The sequence below is a fragment of the Flagellimonas flava genome (genome assembly GCF_900129665.1).
GTDB lineage: Bacteria > Bacteroidota > Bacteroidia > Flavobacteriales > Flavobacteriaceae > Flagellimonas > Flagellimonas flava.
Window position 1 is genome coordinate 1,028,792 of record NZ_FQWL01000001.1, and the last position, 15,965, is coordinate 1,044,756.

Below are 15,965 nucleotides of genomic sequence, written 5' to 3' on the forward strand. Positions count from 1 at the left end.
TATCAGGATTTTAGACTTTTTAATCTAAGGGTTACAGCATTTTTGTGCGCTTGAAGCCCTTCCGCCTCTGCCATTAGTTCAATAGCATTTCCAATACCCAAAATCCCCCGTTCCGAAATTTTTTGAAAAGTCATACTTTTCATAAAACTGTCAAGATGTACCCCACTGTATTGTTTAGCATATCCATTGGTCGGAAGGGTGTGATTTGTACCCGATGCATAATCTCCAGCACTTTCTGGAGTGAAATTTCCAACAAAAACCGACCCGGCATTTAGAATATTTTCTACGTAGAAGTTTTCATTTTCGGAACAAATGATAAAATGCTCCGGTCCATATGAGTTGATCAACTCCAAAGCTTGCTGGTCATCCTCCATGAGAATAAGTTTGCTGTTGGCAATGGCTTTTTTTGCGATATCCTTCCGTGGTAAATCCTCTAATTGTGATTGTACCTCCGCGGCAACCTGATCCAATAAAGTTTTGGAAGTACTGACCAAAACAACTTGACTATCTGGGCCATGCTCCGCCTGACTCAAAAGGTCAGAAGCGACAAAAGAGGGGTTGGCAGAATCATCTGCTACAATTAAAAGTTCGCTTGGGCCGGCGGGCATGTCAATGGCAACACCATGCTTAGTGGCCAATTGTTTAGCCACGGTAACAAACTGGTTTCCCGGGCCAAAGATTTTGTACACTTTTGGGATAGATTCCGTACCAAAGGTCATTCCGGCAATGGCCTGGATTCCACCTACCTTATAAATCTGGGTTACGCCACACAATTGGGCCGTGTATAAAATCGCGGAATCTATTTTTCCATCTTTATTGGGCGGGGTACATAGTACAATATCGCTGCATCCGGCAATCTTGGCTGGTATAGCCAACATCAAAATAGTAGAGAATAGTGGTGCAGTTCCCCCCGGAATATACAATCCTACTTTTTGAATAGGTTTCTTTTCTTGCCAGCACAATACCCCGTCCATGGTCTCCACATTGAGACGGTCTGTTTTTTGCGCTTTGTGAAATGTCTCAATATTGTTTTTAGCCAATATAATGGCCTCCTTTAGCTCAGCACCTACATCATTGGAAGCTATGGAAATTTCTTCTGCTGTTACCGCAGAAGATTCCATCTCGACCTGATCAAACTTTTTGGTAAAGTTCCTAATTGTGGCATCCCCATTTTTCTGAACTTCCTTAAAAATGATTTCCACGGTTTCTTCGATGTCCGACACGGTCTGGGTGGGGCGTTTTAAGAGTGCCCCCCATGTCTCTTGCTTTGGATATTTTACGTGCTGCATTACACTACCATTTTTTCAATTGGGCATACCAATATTCCCTCCGCACCGGCCAGTTTCAACTCATCTATAACCTCCCAGAAAGCATCCCGGTTGATGACGGTGTGCACCGAGCTCCACCCTGCTTCGGCCAGAGGAAGTACCGTGGGGCTGCGCATTCCAGGTAAAATGGAAATGATAGTGTCCAGTTTTTCGTTAGGCGCATTTAAGAGAATGTATTTGTTCTGGCGTGCACTTAGAACAGACTGTATCCTGAATTGAAGTTTTTCCAAGATATCTTTTCGCTCATCTGATATCTTTGGTGACACCGCCAATACGGCTTCACTTTTTAGAATCACCTCCACTTCTTTCAAATTATTTTTGAATAATGTACTGCCACTGGAAACGATATCGCAAATACCATCAGCCAAACCAATATTCGGTGCTATTTCCACAGAACCATTGATAATGTGTAAATCGGCCGAAACGCCTTTGGATTCAAAATACTGCTTCACCGTGTTCGGATAAGAAGTGGCTACCCGCTTCCCATCAAAATCCATAACGGAGTTATATTCCATCCCTTTAGGTACCGCCAAGGAAACCCGGCATTTGGAAAAATTCAGCTTTTCCGCCACGGAGATATCCTGGCCTTTTTCCACCAAGACATTTTCGCCTATTATAGCAATATCAATTACGCCATCCCTCAAATACTGGGGAATGTCACCATTTCGCAGATAGAATACTTCCAAAGGAAAATTTCGCGCTGTTGCCTTAAGTTGATCCTTGCCGTTATCAATAGAAATTCCACAATCTTTAAGGATTTTAAGGGAATCTTGATTCAAACGTCCGCTTTTCTGGACAGCAATTCTAATTTTTGTCATTTCTGATCTTGTTTTGTCTGATTACCAAACAGGATTAAAAACAAAACCCGTTTGATTGCTCAAACGGGTTAGAATATATTTTTACACAATACATTTCTATCTCGCTTGATAGCAAGGATAAAAATGATGATGTGTGGTTCTGTTTCTCATTATGCGTTCAAAAGTAGCATATATTTTTTTATCAAAAAAGGCCGAATTAGTTATTTCCCAAAATTAACGGTAGGCCATCACCACTTGACCCGACTACAACTACCTTTGAATTAGGTGATTGTGACAGTTTAAGGGTTGCCTCTATTCCCTTGTCCTGAAGGATTTTATCCGTCAGGGAGGCACTAAGAATCTTATTGGCATCCGCCTTTCCTTGGGCTTCAATTCGCTGGCGATCCGCCTCTTTTGCCGCTTTTTCCAGCCTAAATTCGTATTCCAACGATTCCTGTTCTTGTTTCAATTTTCTTTCAATGGCCTCTTTAATGGTTGGAGGAAGCTTTACATCCTCAACCAAAATACGTTTTACATTTAAAAATTGACCATCAAGCTCCTTTCGGACTTCTTCCAGAATTTCCTGCTCAATAACGTCCCGTTTACTGGAGTATAGTTGCTCTGGGGTATATCTACCCACAACGCTTCTGGCTGCGGAATTGATTGCAGGATCTAATAGTTCCACAACAAAATCCTCTCCCTTGGTCTTTATCAGGTTTCCAAGATTCTGATATTCGGGTTCAAACCAAATGGTCCCGTTTACGGAAACCTGCAATCCATCTACGGAGAGTACGTTCATTTCGTCCGAAATTGATTGCTGCCTCACTTTGTGTATCAACATATCGTTCCAAGGTGCCACAATGTGCCAGCCTTCCCCGTAGGTCTTATCGGTAACCACCCCACCTCCTGCGGGCCTAAATAGAACCCCGCCTTCTCCAGGGCCAATCCTTACAATCGTTTTTGAAACTAAAACAATCAATACTATGACTGTAAAAACCAGGGGTAAAGCAATTCTAGGTAATCTATCCATTCGTGTTATTTTATATTAATCCGTTATATTTTCTAATAAACCACTCTAGGGCCAAGGTGAATGCAATAATGCCCAACAAAACCCTAAAATCTATTAAAGATACGACATTTTGTTTGCTCTTTTGAATGGGAAGATATTCCGGAGATTCGGTTAAATGTTTTATCAATTCTTCGACATTCTCTGGAAGAAACACCGCTCCGTTATTGTTCTCCGCCAACCTTTTAAGTTTATCATAATTGGTGGAGACATATTGTTTTTCAGGATTGAAATCCAAGATTTGAAAACTCCCGGAGCGGCTTAACGTCTGGTTATCCGTAGCTACTGTAAAATTGTATGCACCCGCTGGTAAATCGCTTAAATCGGTTTGATAAAAAGATCCCTTCAATAGCATGGGCGCCTCTCGGGAAAAACTGTTCGACTTACCCTTAATGGTAATCTTTAGATTCGCATTGGGGTCAAAAGCATAACTTTCATCAAAAAAGGAAGCTCTTATCTTAGCAAGACTGGCATCGTTGAAAATAAAATCGAAATCAAGCTCAAGTCTACTCCTTCTATTATCACTTCTCAGATATACCATTAATTTACCCATGAAATTGTCAAAACTTGAAAAATCCTGGCTATTCCTATAGGTTTGAGCCCTCCATCTCCAAAGGTTTTCCCCGAAGAGAATAGCTTCCCGCCTATTATCCTCATTAAGGACGGAAAACAAGGGTTTATCTAAGTTAACACCCCGAATCCTTTGAAATAAAATAGTTTGCCCAGATAGCTTCAACTCCACATCACCTAAACTTCCTTGAAGGGGTGGGAACCCATCCACACTAAAATCTCCAACTCCAAAAACTTTGAAAGCGTTATTCAGTACTGGAACTATTTCTTCGGACTGGTTCAGGTTTTCCATGAAAAAACTGGTCTGTACCTGGTTAAGAAAACCCCAGTCGGTCTTGGTTCCGGTTATTGTTAATCGGGAAGTTCGTGTTTGTTGAAGATAATCATAGATACTTGCGAACCTCCTGGTTGGTTGGTAAAGAATAAAAATATCAATAGCTTCAAATTTCTCTTTTGAATCGGTTGGCTTAAGTATTGTGACCGAGCGCTGTTCATTAGATTCAATGGATTTTTTTAATGCACCAATGTCTGGATGCAAAAAATCCGAAACAATGCCCACATTGGTTTTCTCATCAATTACTTCAATAGCGGTTTCCTTGGTGTTATTAATCGTGTTTCGTTCGTTTTTCAAGGTCTCCACATTGACTCTGATGGACTTTAACCCAACTTGATCGGCTTCTATCAAGGTCTGTATGGTTTGGGAGTTGTCTACAGGGCTGAGTGATACGGTTTCTCGATGCACGGTCTGACCTTCCATAGTTATTATGGCTTGTACGGACACTGTATCATCACCTTTATAGCGTATCCTGGCTTCAACCGGAAATTGATTTTTAAGAAATGCATAGGTGTTGGTATTCACCAAATCCACCGAAACATCCTGATATTGTGTTGTATCCCCAATAGCTACCGCATGCAAGCTTACATCAGCATCCAAACGAGTATACCCATAGTCCTTTCCCAGGGTTTGGTTGCCATCGGAAATTAACACAAAGGTTTTTGGGGCATTGACAAAGACTTCATTTGCACCATCAATGGCATTGGCTATATCAGTATTGTTTTGACGGAAGGAAATTGAGTCCATTCCAAGTAGCTTCGAGCCAAAAATATAGGGGTGTACGTTAAAACGTTCCTTGATATTGGAATTTTCGGTGAGTCCCTGGACAACTTCAAGTGTTTCCTCTTCAGCTTCAGCTTCCAATATAGATGAGGACCCATCCAGCAAAAAAACCAAATTGGTCTTTTCCAGAAAATACTCTTGCTTGGTAAATTTTGGATTTATCAGTAAAATAAACGCCCCAAACAAGCTCAAGAACCTTAATCCCGCAAGGATAAGGTTTAAAGAACTTCTTTTTTTATGCTTGTAAAGGTATTGGTAAAATACGATGGCCAAGGCTACAATAGCAGCTACAATGATAAGGAGTACCGTTCGTATTTCCATCCATTTTAGGTTAGCATCCCACCGTCCACATTTAGCACCTGACCCGTAACATAGGCCGACATGTCAGATGCAAGGAACAAACATGCATTGGCTACATCTTCAGGACTTCCTCCTCTTTTCAAAGGAATGGCATCTCGCCAACCTTGGACCGTTTTCTCATCCAATTTATCGGTCATTTCGGTTTCAATGAATCCTGGTGCAATGGCATTACAACGAATATTTCTTGATCCAAGCTCAAGGGCAACGGATTTAGTGAAACCAATCATTCCTGCTTTTGAGGCTGCATAATTGGTTTGACCAGCATTTCCCTTGACCCCAACCACGCTGCTCATATTGATGATTGAGCCTTTGCGCTGTTTCAATAGTGTTCGCTGAACTGCTTTGGTCATATTAAATACCGATTTCAAGTTAATCTCTATCACGGCATCAAAATCATCCTCTCCCATCCTCATCAACAGATTGTCCTTGGTGATTCCAGCGTTGTTGATAAGCACATCTATACCACCAAAATCTTCCAACACTTTGGCGACCAAGTCCTCTGATTCTCCAAAACTTGCAGCATTACTTTTATAGGCTTTGGCCTTTACACCCAATCCTTCAAGTTCCTTTTCCAGTTCCAACGCGGGTGCCTCACTAGAGCTGTAGGTAAAGGCAACATTGGCTCCGTGTTCAGCAAACACCTGAGCTATTCCTTTTCCTATTCCCCTGCTCGCACCGGTAATGATTACATTTTTACCTTCCAATAATTTCATAGTGGTCCAAATTAGTTTGATGGTTGATGATCAAATATAGTTTTTGTTTTATGTTTTGACGAAAAAAAATCCCGTATGAAACGGGATTTACAATAGTTTTAACGGTTGTTTAGCCAACCACTTCCTTTACTTTTAATCCAATTTCGGCAGGAGAATCCACAACATGAATGCCACATTCCCTCATAATGCGTTTTTTGGCTTGGGCAGTATCATCGCTGCCGCCAACTATTGCGCCGGCATGACCCATTGTCCTTCCTGCAGGAGCTGTTTCACCCGCAATAAAACCTACAATCGGCTTACTGCTTCCGCTTTCTTTATACCATTTTGCCGCATCGGCCTCAAGTTGTCCACCAATTTCACCAATCATGACAACACACTCGGTTTCCGGATCATTGATCAACAATTCAACGGCCTTTTTGGTTGTGGTTCCAATAATTGGATCTCCACCAATACCAATTGCGGTGGTAATCCCCAAGCCTTGTCGCACTACCTGATCCGCGGCTTCATAGGTCAAGGTTCCGGATTTTGACACAATCCCAACATTTCCTTTTCTGAAAACAAACCCGGGCATGATACCTACCTTGGCCTCGTCAGGAGTGATAACCCCTGGGCAGTTTGGTCCTACCAAGGTGCAGTCCATATCCTTTATGTAATCGTTTGCTTTTACCATATCCGCTACGGGAATACCTTCCGTAATGGTTATAATTACTTTGATTCCAGCACTAGCGGCCTCCATAATAGCATCTGCAGCAAACGCTGGTGGAACAAAAATAATGGTGGTATCCGCGCCAACTTGCTTAACAGCTTCCTCAACCGTATTGAAAACCGGTTTTCCCAAATGTTCTTGGCCACCTTTGCCCGGGGTAACCCCACCTACAACATTGGTACCATATTCAATCATTTGACCTGCGTGGAAAGTACCTTCACTTCCGGTAAAACCTTGTACAATTATTTTTGAATCCTTGTTTACTAAGACACTCATATTTTTAATTTATTAAGCAGGACAAAAGTAGTGCTTTTGCCCTGAAACTTTACAGTGTTTTTTTCTATTTCCCTTTGATCTTATCCCAAATGGATGGGATGTTCTTAATCATGGCCAACTCCTTCATTTTAACACGAGCCTCAGCAGCCGGACTTCCAAAATAAGTCTTACCTGCCTCTAGGCTGCCTGCTACTCCGGATTGAGCATACACCACAGCTCCCTTTCCAATTGTAATTCCACTGATGATTCCAACTTGCCCCCAAAGCGTTACTTCATCTTCAATCACCACACAGCCCGCTATACCGGTGTGCGAAGCAATCAAACACTTTTTGCCAATTAGGGTATCATGTCCCACCTGGATTTGATTATCTAGTTTACTATCCTCCCCTATTGTGGTATCTCCGGTGACTCCTCTATCGATGGTACACGATGCTCCGATCTCTACCTTATCTTCAACGATGACACGTCCCCCAGAAAGTAGTTTTTCAAAACCTTCAGGGCGTTTTTTGTAATAGAAGGCATCCGAGCCGAGCACAGTTCCACTATGAATAATTACCTCATCACCAACAATGCAATTATCATTGATGGTTACGTTCGCATGAATCAAACAATTCTTGCCAATCTTTACATTATTTCCAATAAAACAATTAGGTTGGATCACCGTCCCTTCGCCTATTTCAGCAGTTTCTGAAATGGAAGCCCCCGAACTTTGGAACGGTTTAAAAAAATGGGTAAGCTTGTTGAAATCGCTAAAGGGTTCTTCAGAAATAAGAAGCGCCTTACCTTCAGGGCACTCCACATCTTTGTTGATCAGTACCACAGAAGCTTTTGACTTCAAGGCTTTGTCGTAGTACTTCGGGTGATCCACAAAAACAATTTCACCAGGTTCCACCACATGAATTTCATTCATACCCAAAACTGGAAAATCGGATGGACCAACAAACTCTGAACCTATAATCTCAGCAATCTCTTTAAGGGTGTAGGTTCGTGGAAACCGCATATTATGTTATTCTTTTACCCGTTCTTGATAATTGCCTTTTTCTGTATCCACTTTAATCTTATCCCCTTCGTTGATAAAAAGCGGCACATTTATTCTGGCACCTGTCTCTACCGTGGCAGGTTTGGTAGCGTTGGTTGCGGTATTACCTTTTACCCCAGGCTCGGTATGCGTAACTTCCAAGATAACACTTGCGGGCATTTCAACCGATAATGGCATGCTATCCTCAGTGTTGAAAAGTATGGTGACAACCTCACCTTCTTTCAAAAGATCAGGTGCATCCAAAGAGCTCTTTTGAAGAGAAATCTGATTGTAATCATCTGTATTCATAAAATGATAGGTGTCCCCTTCAGGGTATAAATATTGATACGACCTGGTTTCCACCCTAACATCTTCGATTTTGTGCCCAGCAGAAAAGGTATTGTCGATAACCTTGCCGGTGGTAACACTTTTTAATTTGGTTCTTACGAAAGCAGGTCCTTTGCCTGGTTTTACATGAAGAAACTCTATAATCTTATAAATGTCGTGGTTGTATTTGATGCACAACCCCTTGCGTATATCTGAAGTATTTGCCATAATTTTAATTTGAGCTAAAATATCCTTTCATGATCCCTCTTTGTGAATCCCTAATGAATTGAAGAATTTCATCCCTCTCCGGGGTAGCGACCATTTCTGCTTCGATGATGGAAGCTGCTTGGGTATTATTATAATTCTTTTGGTAAAGAATGCGATATAAATTCTGGATTTCCCTAATCTTATCCGAATCAAAACCTCTTCGTCTAAGTCCAACGGAATTGATACCTACATAGGACAAAGGTTCTCTGGCCGCTTTGACATAGGGAGGTACATCTTTCCTTACGAGGGAACCTCCTGTTACAAAGGCGTGGTTGCCAATGGAGACAAACTGGTGTACGGCCACCATTCCTGCCAAAACCACATTGGTTCCTATAGTGACGTGCCCTGCCAAGGTAGAGTTATTACTGAAAATACAGTTATCACCGATGAAACAATCATGGGCTACGTGACAATATGCCATAATAAGACAATTGTTCCCAATGGTCGTTTTCATACGGTCCGATGTACCTTTATTTATAGTAGCGCATTCCCGAATGGTAGTGTTATTACCAATATGTACAGTGGTTTCCTCTCCTTGATACTTTAAGTCTTGGGGAGTTGCGGAAATCACGGCGCCAGGAAAAATATTGCAATTTTTTCCAATTCGAGCACCTTCCATTATGGTGACGTTGGAACCAATCCAGGTACCCTCGCCAATAGTAACATTGTTATGAATGGTGGTAAAGGGTTCTATTACCACATTCTTGGCAATCTTAGCTCCCGGGTGTACGTATGCCAATGGTTGGTTCATGAAATTCTAGTTGTTTTTGGTTTTTACGATTTGCGCCATCAGTTCGGCTTCAGAGGCTAACTTGCCATTTGCATAGGCATAGGCCTGCATATGACATATTCCTCGACGTATTGGTGCGATCAAATCGCATTTAAAAATTAAGGTGTCTCCTGGCATCACCTGTTGTTTGAACTTTACATTGTCCATTTTCATAAAGAAGGTCAAGTAGTTTTCAGGGTCGGGTACGGTGCTCAGCACCAAAATCCCACCTGTTTGTGCCATAGCCTCCACCTGCAATACTCCAGGCATGACCGGAGCCCCTGGGAAATGCCCCACAAAGAACGGTTCGTTCATGGTTACATTTTTGACACCCACAACATGGGTATCGGAAAGTTCAAGAATCTTATCCACCAATAAAAAAGGTGGCCTATGTGGCAGCATGTTCATGATTTGGGTCACATCCATTAATGGAGCTTGATTCAAATCAAAACTTGGCACCTTGTTTCTTTTTTCGATCTTTATGATTTTGGACAGCTTTTTTGCAAACTGGGTGTTTACGTAGTGCCCTGGCTTATTGGCTATAACCTTACCGCGAATTCTGGTCCCCGCTAATGCAAGGTCACCCACAACGTCCAAAAGTTTGTGCCGTGCCGCTTCATTTGGGTAATGCAATGTAAGGTTGTCCAAAATACCATTGGTTTTTACGGACAACTTTTCCTTTTTGAATGCCTTTTCCAGTTTTTTCATAGTGGGTTCGGAAATCTCCTTGTCCACATAGACAATGGCATTGTTAAGATCACCTCCTTTGATCAGACCATGCTCAAGGAGCATTTCCAATTCATGCAAAAAGCTAAAGGTACGGGCATCGGCAATTTCGGTTTTGAAATCGGACATTTTATCCAATGTGGCATTTTGGGTCCCCAACACCTTGGTTCCAAAGTCAACCATGGTGGTCACTTGGTATTCCTCAGCAGGAATGACCGTGATCTCGCTGCCAGTAGCCTCATCCTTATAGGAAATGACATCTTTAACCACATATTCTTCCCGTTCTTGTTCCTGCTCTACGATACCTGCTTTTTCCAAAGCTTCCACAAAAAACTTGGAAGAGCCATCCATGATTGGCGGCTCCGGAGCATCCAGTTCGATCAACACATTGTCGATATCCAAACCGACCAAAGCGGCGAGGACATGTTCCGAGGTTTGAATCTTAACTCCGTTTTTTTCCAAATTGGTTCCTCGCTGGGTATTCACCACATAGTTGGCATCCGCCTCAATGATGGGTTCCCCCTCTAAATCCACCCGCTTAAAGGCAAATCCATGGTTTTCCTTTGCAGGAACAAATGTCATGGAAACATTTTCCCCGGTATGCAACCCTACACCCTCTAGGGTTACCTTACCTTTTATAGTGCGCTGCTTTACGCTAGTCTTGCTCACCGTTAATCCTTTTTTCTAAGTTGGAAACTTGATTTACCAGTTTTGGTAAATTCTTAAAGTGTACGTAAGATTTATTATAATCGCCATAATTTAAGGCCGGCGAACCTTGAAGGACCTCATCGTCCTTTACATTCCTTCCGATGCCCGATTGGGCTTGTATTTTAACACGGTCACCTATGGTGATATGCCCCACGATGCCGACTTGACCACCTATAAGGCAGTTTTTCCCAATCTTGGTAGAACCTGCAATACCTGTCTGTGCGGCTATAGCCGTATGTTCACCAATTTCAACATTATGGGCAATCTGAATCTGATTGTCCAATTTTACACCTTTGCGTAATATGGTAGAACCCAGGGTTGCACGATCAATTGTGGTACCTGCGCCAACATCAACATTATCTTCCAGGATCACATTTCCGGTCTGCGGTACTTTGCTGTATTCCCCATTACTGTTTGGAGTAAATCCAAAACCATCCGCCCCAATAATGGCTCCGCTGTGTATCACACAATTGTCTCCAATAATGGACTCCGAATAAATCTTTGCGCCGGCGAAAACGACAACGTTATTGCCCATCACCACATTGTCTCCTATATAGACGTTGGGATATACCTTTACATCTTTGCCAATCTTTACGTTATCTCCTAAATACGAAAAAGCACCTAGGTAAAATCCTTCTCCATAATCCACGGATTCTGAAATAAAAGACGGGCTCTCGATACCCACTTTATTATTCTTAACCTGATTGTAGTATTCCAAAAGTTTGGAGAACGACTTATAAGCGTCTTCGACCTTGATCAAAGTTGTGGATAAATCCTGCTCGGGGATAAAATCTTTATTGACAATGGTAATCGAGGCCTTTGTGGAATAGATGTATGAGGTATACTTGGGATTCGCCAAAAAGGTGAGAGATCCTTTCTCCCCCTCCTCTATTTTAGATAATTTGTGAACAGCAATTTGAGGATTTCCCTCAACTTCTCCCTCTAAAATTCCGGCAATTTGGGTGGCTGTAAATTTCATTTCTGCAAAAGTAACAAAATTTGTTAAACGGCTTCTTTAGGGTAGCAGCTATAATATTTTGTAACGGTTTTGGACAAAGCCTTTAGGCTAAGCTGGTCCGATTCCCTTAATACATCTGTTACCTTTCCGTTCTTTTTTAATATACGGATGGCTTGATGGTTTTGGCTGTAGGCCTTGTTTGAAATCTCTCCGATGAAAACAAAATTTTGGACTTCTTCCAGAGTTAAACCGTGTTCGACCATGGCCAAATTCATACGTTCTTCGGCTTTTTCCTGCGAAATCGGCTTGTTCTTAATTTTAACGTGAAGTAGATTTCTGTTGAGGACCATTTTACTCAATCTGGAAAGTATTACATCCTCATGATGCTGCCATTCCTTAATGGCAGATAGCACATCCACATCATCCAACTCTGCAAAACGGGACAATACCTGATCATCAATTTCCATTGGGTTGGTTTGCTCCAGAAAGAATAAGAGTGCCTTGCTGGCAGGAAGGAGGTTATTTTCAGAAATTAGTTTTTTTGCCCTCCGCATGATTCTTATCAACATTTGTTCGGCACCCAAACTGGTTTTATGTAGGTATACTTGCCAGTACATAAACCGCCGTGCCATCAGAAACTTTTCAACTGCATAAATACCCTTCTCCTCTACAACCAGGTGTCCGTCCACCACATTTAGCATGGAAATCAATCGTTCCGAGTTGATGTTTCCTTCGGTTACACCTGAATAAAAACTATCTCGTTTAAGATAATCCAAACGATCCATATCCAGCTGACTGGAAACCAGTTGGTTTAGGAAAGGTTTTGGATACTCCCCCTTAAAAATGGAAATCGCAGTGGTGAGTCCGCCATCAAATTCTTGGTTTAGACTTCCCATAAACTCCAGGGAAATCTGCTCATGACTGCATTCAGGAATCACAAACCCTTCTAGGGCATGAGAGAATGGTCCGTGACCAATATCATGCAGCAAGATGGCACATAGCAATCCAGTCTCTTCCTCTGCTGAGATTTCAACTTGTTTCAACCGCAGGGTTTGGATGGCCTTGGTCATCAGGTGCATGCTCCCCAATGCATGATGGAACCTGGTGTGGTGTGCGCCGGGGTAGACCAAGTAGGACATCCCCATTTGTGAAATGCGCCTAAGGCGCTGAAAGTACGGGTGGCCTATCAGATTAAAAATAAGTTCATTTGGAGTTCCAATAAAACCGTAAATTGGATCGTTAAAGACTTTAAGCTTATTGGTTTGGACCAAGGGCATTGAGTTTAATTCCGCAAAGATAACCACTATATGAACAAGATCACCATTCTTTGGGTCGATGACGAGATAGACCTATTGAAACCCCACATCCTTTTTTTAGAAAAGAAAGACTATAAAGTTGTCACCAGTCAAAGTGGTCAGGATGCACTGGAAGAAATAAAAAACACTTTTTTCGATATTGTTTTTTTGGACGAAAACATGCCGGGCATTTCAGGTCTGGAAACCTTGAATGAAATCAAGAAACTGGATTCCTCCATTCCAGTTGTTATGATCACCAAGAGTGAGGAAGAATATATAATGGATGAAGCTATTGGTTCCAAAATAGCCGACTACCTTATTAAACCGGTGAATCCAAATCAAATCCTGTTGTCCCTTAAAAAGAGTTTGGACAATTCCCGTTTGGTGTCTGAAAAAACCACCGCAAACTACCAACAGGAATTTCGACAAATAGCCATGGATCTCTCCATGGTGAACAGCTGTGAGGAATGGGAAGAGCTCTACAAGAAACTGATTTATTGGGAACTGCAACTGGAAGAAATCGAGGATTCCGGAATGTTCGAAATTTTGGAATCCCAAAAAGTTGAGGCCAATTCACAGTTCAGCAAGTTTGTAGATAACAATTACCAAGGCTGGTTCCAAGGAGAAGATGGCCCCACAATGTCCCATACCCTCTTTCGAAAGAATATACAGCCCGAACTGGAAGGCAACAAAACCTTATTGGTGGTTATCGACAACCTCAGATACGATCAATGGTTGGCTTTTGAGGAAACACTTGCGGTCCATTATAAAAAGAAACAGGAGTCTTCGTACTATAGCATTCTCCCCACTGCAACGCAGTATGCGCGAAACGCAATCTTCTCAGGACTAATGCCATCGGATATGGAAAAGAAATATCCGGACTGGTGGAAGAACGATACGGACGAAGGTGGAAAAAACTTGTTTGAAGCTGAGTTTCTTGGGGAGCAGCTAAAGCGGTTGGGACTAGATCTAAAATGGGAATATCATAAAATAAGTAATCTGCGCCAAGGTAGGCAGTTGGCCCAAAATTTTAAATCCCAACAACAAAACGATCTTACGGTTCTGGTCTACAATTTTGTAGACATGCTTTCCCATGCCAAAACCGAAATGGAGGTAATCAAGGAGTTGGCCTCCAATGATAAGGCATACCGTTCCCTAACCCTAAGTTGGTTTAAAAATTCACCCCTATTGGATATTATCCAACAGGCACAAAACTTGGGAATGAAATTGATATTGACCACAGATCATGGAACCATCAATGTAAAGCAGCCTTCCAAAGTAATAGGTGATCGTGAAACCAGTTTGAACCTTCGCTATAAAACCGGGAGAAGTCTTACCTATAATAAGAAGGAAGTTTTGGCTACCAAGGATCCGCAAAGTATTCATCTGCCCAATATTAATTTAAGTAGCTGTTTTATTTTTGCGAAAAATGATATGTTTTTTGCCTACCCCAATAATTACAACCATTATGTGGGGTACTATCGAAATACGTATCAACATGGAGGTGTTTCCTTGGAAGAAATGATTGTTCCTTTTGTAGTTTTGGAGCCAAAATAATTTGATTTGGAGATTACATTTAAGCTATCGGAGATTGACGAGGTAGCCCAAACGCTTCTCAACCATCTGAAAAATAAGACTTTGTGTTTTCATGGCGACATGGGTGCCGGTAAAACCACTTTGATTCGGGCATTGGTCAAAGCCTTGGATGGTGCCGACGAGGCCAATAGTCCAACTTTTGGTTTGGTCAATGAGTACCATCATAAGGATGGAAATCTGTTGGGCTATCATTTTGATTTTTACAGAATTGAATCTGAAGAAGAGGCGCTTGACATGGGACTGGAAGATTATCTCGCATCGGATGCCTGGCTATTTTTGGAATGGCCCGAGAAAATTCAATCACTCTTACCTACGGACAAAGTATCCATTCACTTACACTTTATCGATGAAAACACTCGTTCAGTCGAGTTTAGTCTGGATTAAAATCAAATCCCATTACCTTCTTGTCACATTTCGATGAACGGCAAAACTGTCGATAAAAAGTTCCCTATTTAGGATAAAATGCAAATTTTATCGATGAAATGCACTGCAGGAAAGTAATTTTTCCTACATTTGTTATTGAAATGAATTCATTTATTAACCAAAAACTCTTTTACGATGAACACTAAAAGATTATTTTTTGGAATGTTGGCTGTTGCCTTTTTGGCGATGACTGCGGTTTCTACTGGAGTTGTAGACATTGACAAGGACCAGACAACAAGTGTAAAGAAAAAGAATGTTAAAAGGAGTAACCGATAGTTACATTACCTTTTAATTACTTTATCTTAAAACTAAAAGCCCTTCTTCGGAAGGGTTTTTTTCTACAATAAATTCTGGTATTTGTAGTTATCCTAATATATTATGGGCAACAGAAGACATATCAGAACCAAACTAATAATAGAAGGCCTACTTGCTTTAATCATTGCCACGACTCCCTTAATATTTTATTCTCATAAATATATATTGGATGGAAAGCAGGAATTAGATCTTTTATTTTTCACCTTATCGGCCAATGGATTTGCCGATGTTAAAACTGCTATTTGGTTTTATTTATTAAAATTTATTCCCCTAATACTGTTGGTCATCTGGTTTACAACTAGTAAGCAATGGTGGTACCATGCCATATTGGTGCCTATATCCATGTACAGCTTTCAACTGTTCAGTGTTTTTTCTTCGGACAATGACTCGATAGACGAAAATGAGATTTTTTATATCATTGCCGTGACCATGGTGGTTGTCCCAGTAGTCTATTTCATTAGGGTCAAACTTGTGGACAAACATGTACATGGTATTGATCTGGAAGCCATGGATACCGAACTGCAAATCCTCAAGGAAAAAGAAGAGCTTCGTAAAGAGCGTGAGAAACTGGAGCAACGTCAAAATACGCTTGCAAAAAAAATGTAAATTTGTTTTAATCCTCTGGGGTTA

Annotated in this window: 16 protein-coding genes; 4 read left to right on the plus strand and 12 right to left on the minus strand. The window is 41.5% G+C overall.

Translation table 11 applies throughout. The annotated features are described in order from the left end of the window. Nucleotides 1-2 precede the first annotated feature (2 nt). The 12 genes from hisD to BUC10_RS04800 all read right to left on the minus strand — a co-directional run bounded on the left by hisD (nt 3) and on the right by BUC10_RS04800 (nt 12,977). Entirely contained in the window at nt 3-1,289 is a 1,287-nt protein-coding gene (hisD, locus tag BUC10_RS04745) for a histidinol dehydrogenase (protein ID WP_073176792.1), read from the minus strand. After that, nucleotides 1,289-2,146 (minus strand): ATP phosphoribosyltransferase, encoded by an 858-nt coding sequence (gene hisG, locus BUC10_RS04750; protein ID WP_073176793.1) that lies wholly within the window; start codon nt 2,144-2,146, stop codon nt 1,289-1,291. The genes hisD and hisG overlap by 1 nt, the downstream gene beginning before the upstream one ends. 196 nt (nt 2,147-2,342) lie before the next feature. Continuing rightward, complete coding sequence (locus tag BUC10_RS04755; protein ID WP_073176794.1) at nt 2,343-3,155, minus strand: prohibitin family protein; 813 nt, start codon at nt 3,153-3,155, stop codon at nt 2,343-2,345. Nucleotides 3,156-3,165: 10 nt separating this feature from the next. Beyond that, nucleotides 3,166-5,199 carry a vWA domain-containing protein gene (locus tag BUC10_RS04760; protein WP_073176795.1) on the minus strand — a complete coding sequence of 678 codons (2,034 nt, stop codon included), beginning with the start codon at nt 5,197-5,199 and terminating at the stop codon, nt 3,166-3,168. Nucleotides 5,200-5,204: 5 nt separating this feature from the next. Next, the gene (gene fabG / locus BUC10_RS04765; RefSeq protein ID WP_073176796.1) at nt 5,205-5,951 is read right to left on the minus strand and encodes a 3-oxoacyl-[acyl-carrier-protein] reductase; all 747 of its coding nucleotides are present in this window, start codon (nt 5,949-5,951) and stop codon (nt 5,205-5,207) included. 109 nt (nt 5,952-6,060) lie between these two features. Next, nucleotides 6,061-6,933: a succinate--CoA ligase subunit alpha gene (gene sucD, locus BUC10_RS04770; RefSeq protein ID WP_073176797.1), complete on the minus strand. Its 873-nt coding sequence runs from the start codon at nt 6,931-6,933 to the stop codon at nt 6,061-6,063. A 64-nt stretch (nt 6,934-6,997) separates the two neighbouring features. Further along, nucleotides 6,998-7,933, minus strand: a complete 936-nt coding sequence (locus BUC10_RS04775; protein WP_073176798.1) for a UDP-3-O-(3-hydroxymyristoyl)glucosamine N-acyltransferase — start codon at nt 7,931-7,933, stop codon at nt 6,998-7,000. A gap of 6 nt (nt 7,934-7,939) precedes the next feature. Further along, a complete protein-coding gene (gene efp, locus BUC10_RS04780) occupies nt 7,940-8,506 on the minus strand; it encodes an elongation factor P (RefSeq protein WP_073176799.1) in 567 nt (188 codons plus the stop codon). A 4-nt stretch (nt 8,507-8,510) separates the two neighbouring features. Next, a complete protein-coding gene (gene lpxA, locus BUC10_RS04785; RefSeq protein ID WP_073176800.1) occupies nt 8,511-9,296 on the minus strand; it encodes an acyl-ACP--UDP-N-acetylglucosamine O-acyltransferase in 786 nt (261 codons plus the stop codon). Nucleotides 9,297-9,302: 6 nt separating this feature from the next. After that, nucleotides 9,303-10,709, minus strand: a complete 1,407-nt coding sequence (locus BUC10_RS04790) for a bifunctional UDP-3-O-[3-hydroxymyristoyl] N-acetylglucosamine deacetylase/3-hydroxyacyl-ACP dehydratase (RefSeq protein WP_073176801.1) — start codon at nt 10,707-10,709, stop codon at nt 9,303-9,305. After that, complete coding sequence (gene lpxD / locus BUC10_RS04795) at nt 10,696-11,727, minus strand: UDP-3-O-(3-hydroxymyristoyl)glucosamine N-acyltransferase (protein WP_073176802.1); 1,032 nt, start codon at nt 11,725-11,727, stop codon at nt 10,696-10,698. The genes BUC10_RS04790 and lpxD overlap by 14 nt, the downstream gene beginning before the upstream one ends. 23 nt (nt 11,728-11,750) lie before the next feature. Further along, entirely contained in the window at nt 11,751-12,977 is a 1,227-nt protein-coding gene (locus tag BUC10_RS04800; RefSeq protein WP_084732562.1) for an HD domain-containing protein, read from the minus strand. Between the two features lie 36 nt (nt 12,978-13,013). On the opposite strand from BUC10_RS04800, the gene porX reads away from it, so the two are divergent. The 4 genes from porX to BUC10_RS04815 all read left to right on the plus strand — a co-directional run bounded on the left by porX (nt 13,014) and on the right by BUC10_RS04815 (nt 15,941). Next, nucleotides 13,014-14,558: a T9SS response regulator signal transducer PorX gene (gene porX, locus BUC10_RS04805; protein ID WP_073176804.1), complete on the plus strand. Its 1,545-nt coding sequence runs from the start codon at nt 13,014-13,016 to the stop codon at nt 14,556-14,558. A 6-nt stretch (nt 14,559-14,564) separates the two neighbouring features. After that, nucleotides 14,565-14,981: a tRNA (adenosine(37)-N6)-threonylcarbamoyltransferase complex ATPase subunit type 1 TsaE gene (gene tsaE / locus BUC10_RS04810; RefSeq protein ID WP_073176805.1), complete on the plus strand. Its 417-nt coding sequence runs from the start codon at nt 14,565-14,567 to the stop codon at nt 14,979-14,981. Nucleotides 14,982-15,155: 174 nt separating this feature from the next. Beyond that, a complete protein-coding gene (locus BUC10_RS17815; RefSeq protein WP_165614855.1) occupies nt 15,156-15,296 on the plus strand; it encodes a hypothetical protein in 141 nt (46 codons plus the stop codon). 102 nt (nt 15,297-15,398) lie between these two features. Beyond that, a complete protein-coding gene (locus BUC10_RS04815) occupies nt 15,399-15,941 on the plus strand; it encodes a hypothetical protein (protein WP_073176806.1) in 543 nt (180 codons plus the stop codon). Nucleotides 15,942-15,965 lie beyond the last annotated feature (24 nt).

Excerpts from the sequence above, each read along its gene's own strand:
- hisD (WP_073176792.1), bottom strand. The coding sequence starts at position 1,289 with ATGCAGCACGTAAAATATCCAAAGCAAGAGACATGGGGGGCACTCTTA.
- hisG (WP_073176793.1), bottom strand. The coding sequence starts at position 2,146 with ATGACAAAAATTAGAATTGCTGTCCAGAAAAGCGGACGTTTGAATCAA.
- BUC10_RS04755 (WP_073176794.1), bottom strand. The coding sequence starts at position 3,155 with ATGGATAGATTACCTAGAATTGCTTTACCCCTGGTTTTTACAGTCATA.
- BUC10_RS04760 (WP_073176795.1), bottom strand. The coding sequence starts at position 5,199 with ATGGAAATACGAACGGTACTCCTTATCATTGTAGCTGCTATTGTAGCC.
- fabG (WP_073176796.1), bottom strand. The coding sequence starts at position 5,951 with ATGAAATTATTGGAAGGTAAAAATGTAATCATTACCGGTGCGAGCAGG.
- sucD (WP_073176797.1), bottom strand. The coding sequence starts at position 6,933 with ATGAGTGTCTTAGTAAACAAGGATTCAAAAATAATTGTACAAGGTTTT.
- BUC10_RS04775 (WP_073176798.1), bottom strand. The coding sequence starts at position 7,933 with ATGCGGTTTCCACGAACCTACACCCTTAAAGAGATTGCTGAGATTATA.
- efp (WP_073176799.1), bottom strand. The coding sequence starts at position 8,506 with ATGGCAAATACTTCAGATATACGCAAGGGGTTGTGCATCAAATACAAC.
- lpxA (WP_073176800.1), bottom strand. The coding sequence starts at position 9,296 with ATGAACCAACCATTGGCATACGTACACCCGGGAGCTAAGATTGCCAAG.
- lpxD (WP_073176802.1), bottom strand. The coding sequence starts at position 11,727 with ATGAAATTTACAGCCACCCAAATTGCCGGAATTTTAGAGGGAGAAGTT.
- porX (WP_073176804.1), top strand. The coding sequence starts at position 13,014 with ATGAACAAGATCACCATTCTTTGGGTCGATGACGAGATAGACCTATTG.
- BUC10_RS17815 (WP_165614855.1), top strand. The coding sequence starts at position 15,156 with ATGAACACTAAAAGATTATTTTTTGGAATGTTGGCTGTTGCCTTTTTG.
- BUC10_RS04815 (WP_073176806.1), top strand. The coding sequence starts at position 15,399 with ATGGGCAACAGAAGACATATCAGAACCAAACTAATAATAGAAGGCCTA.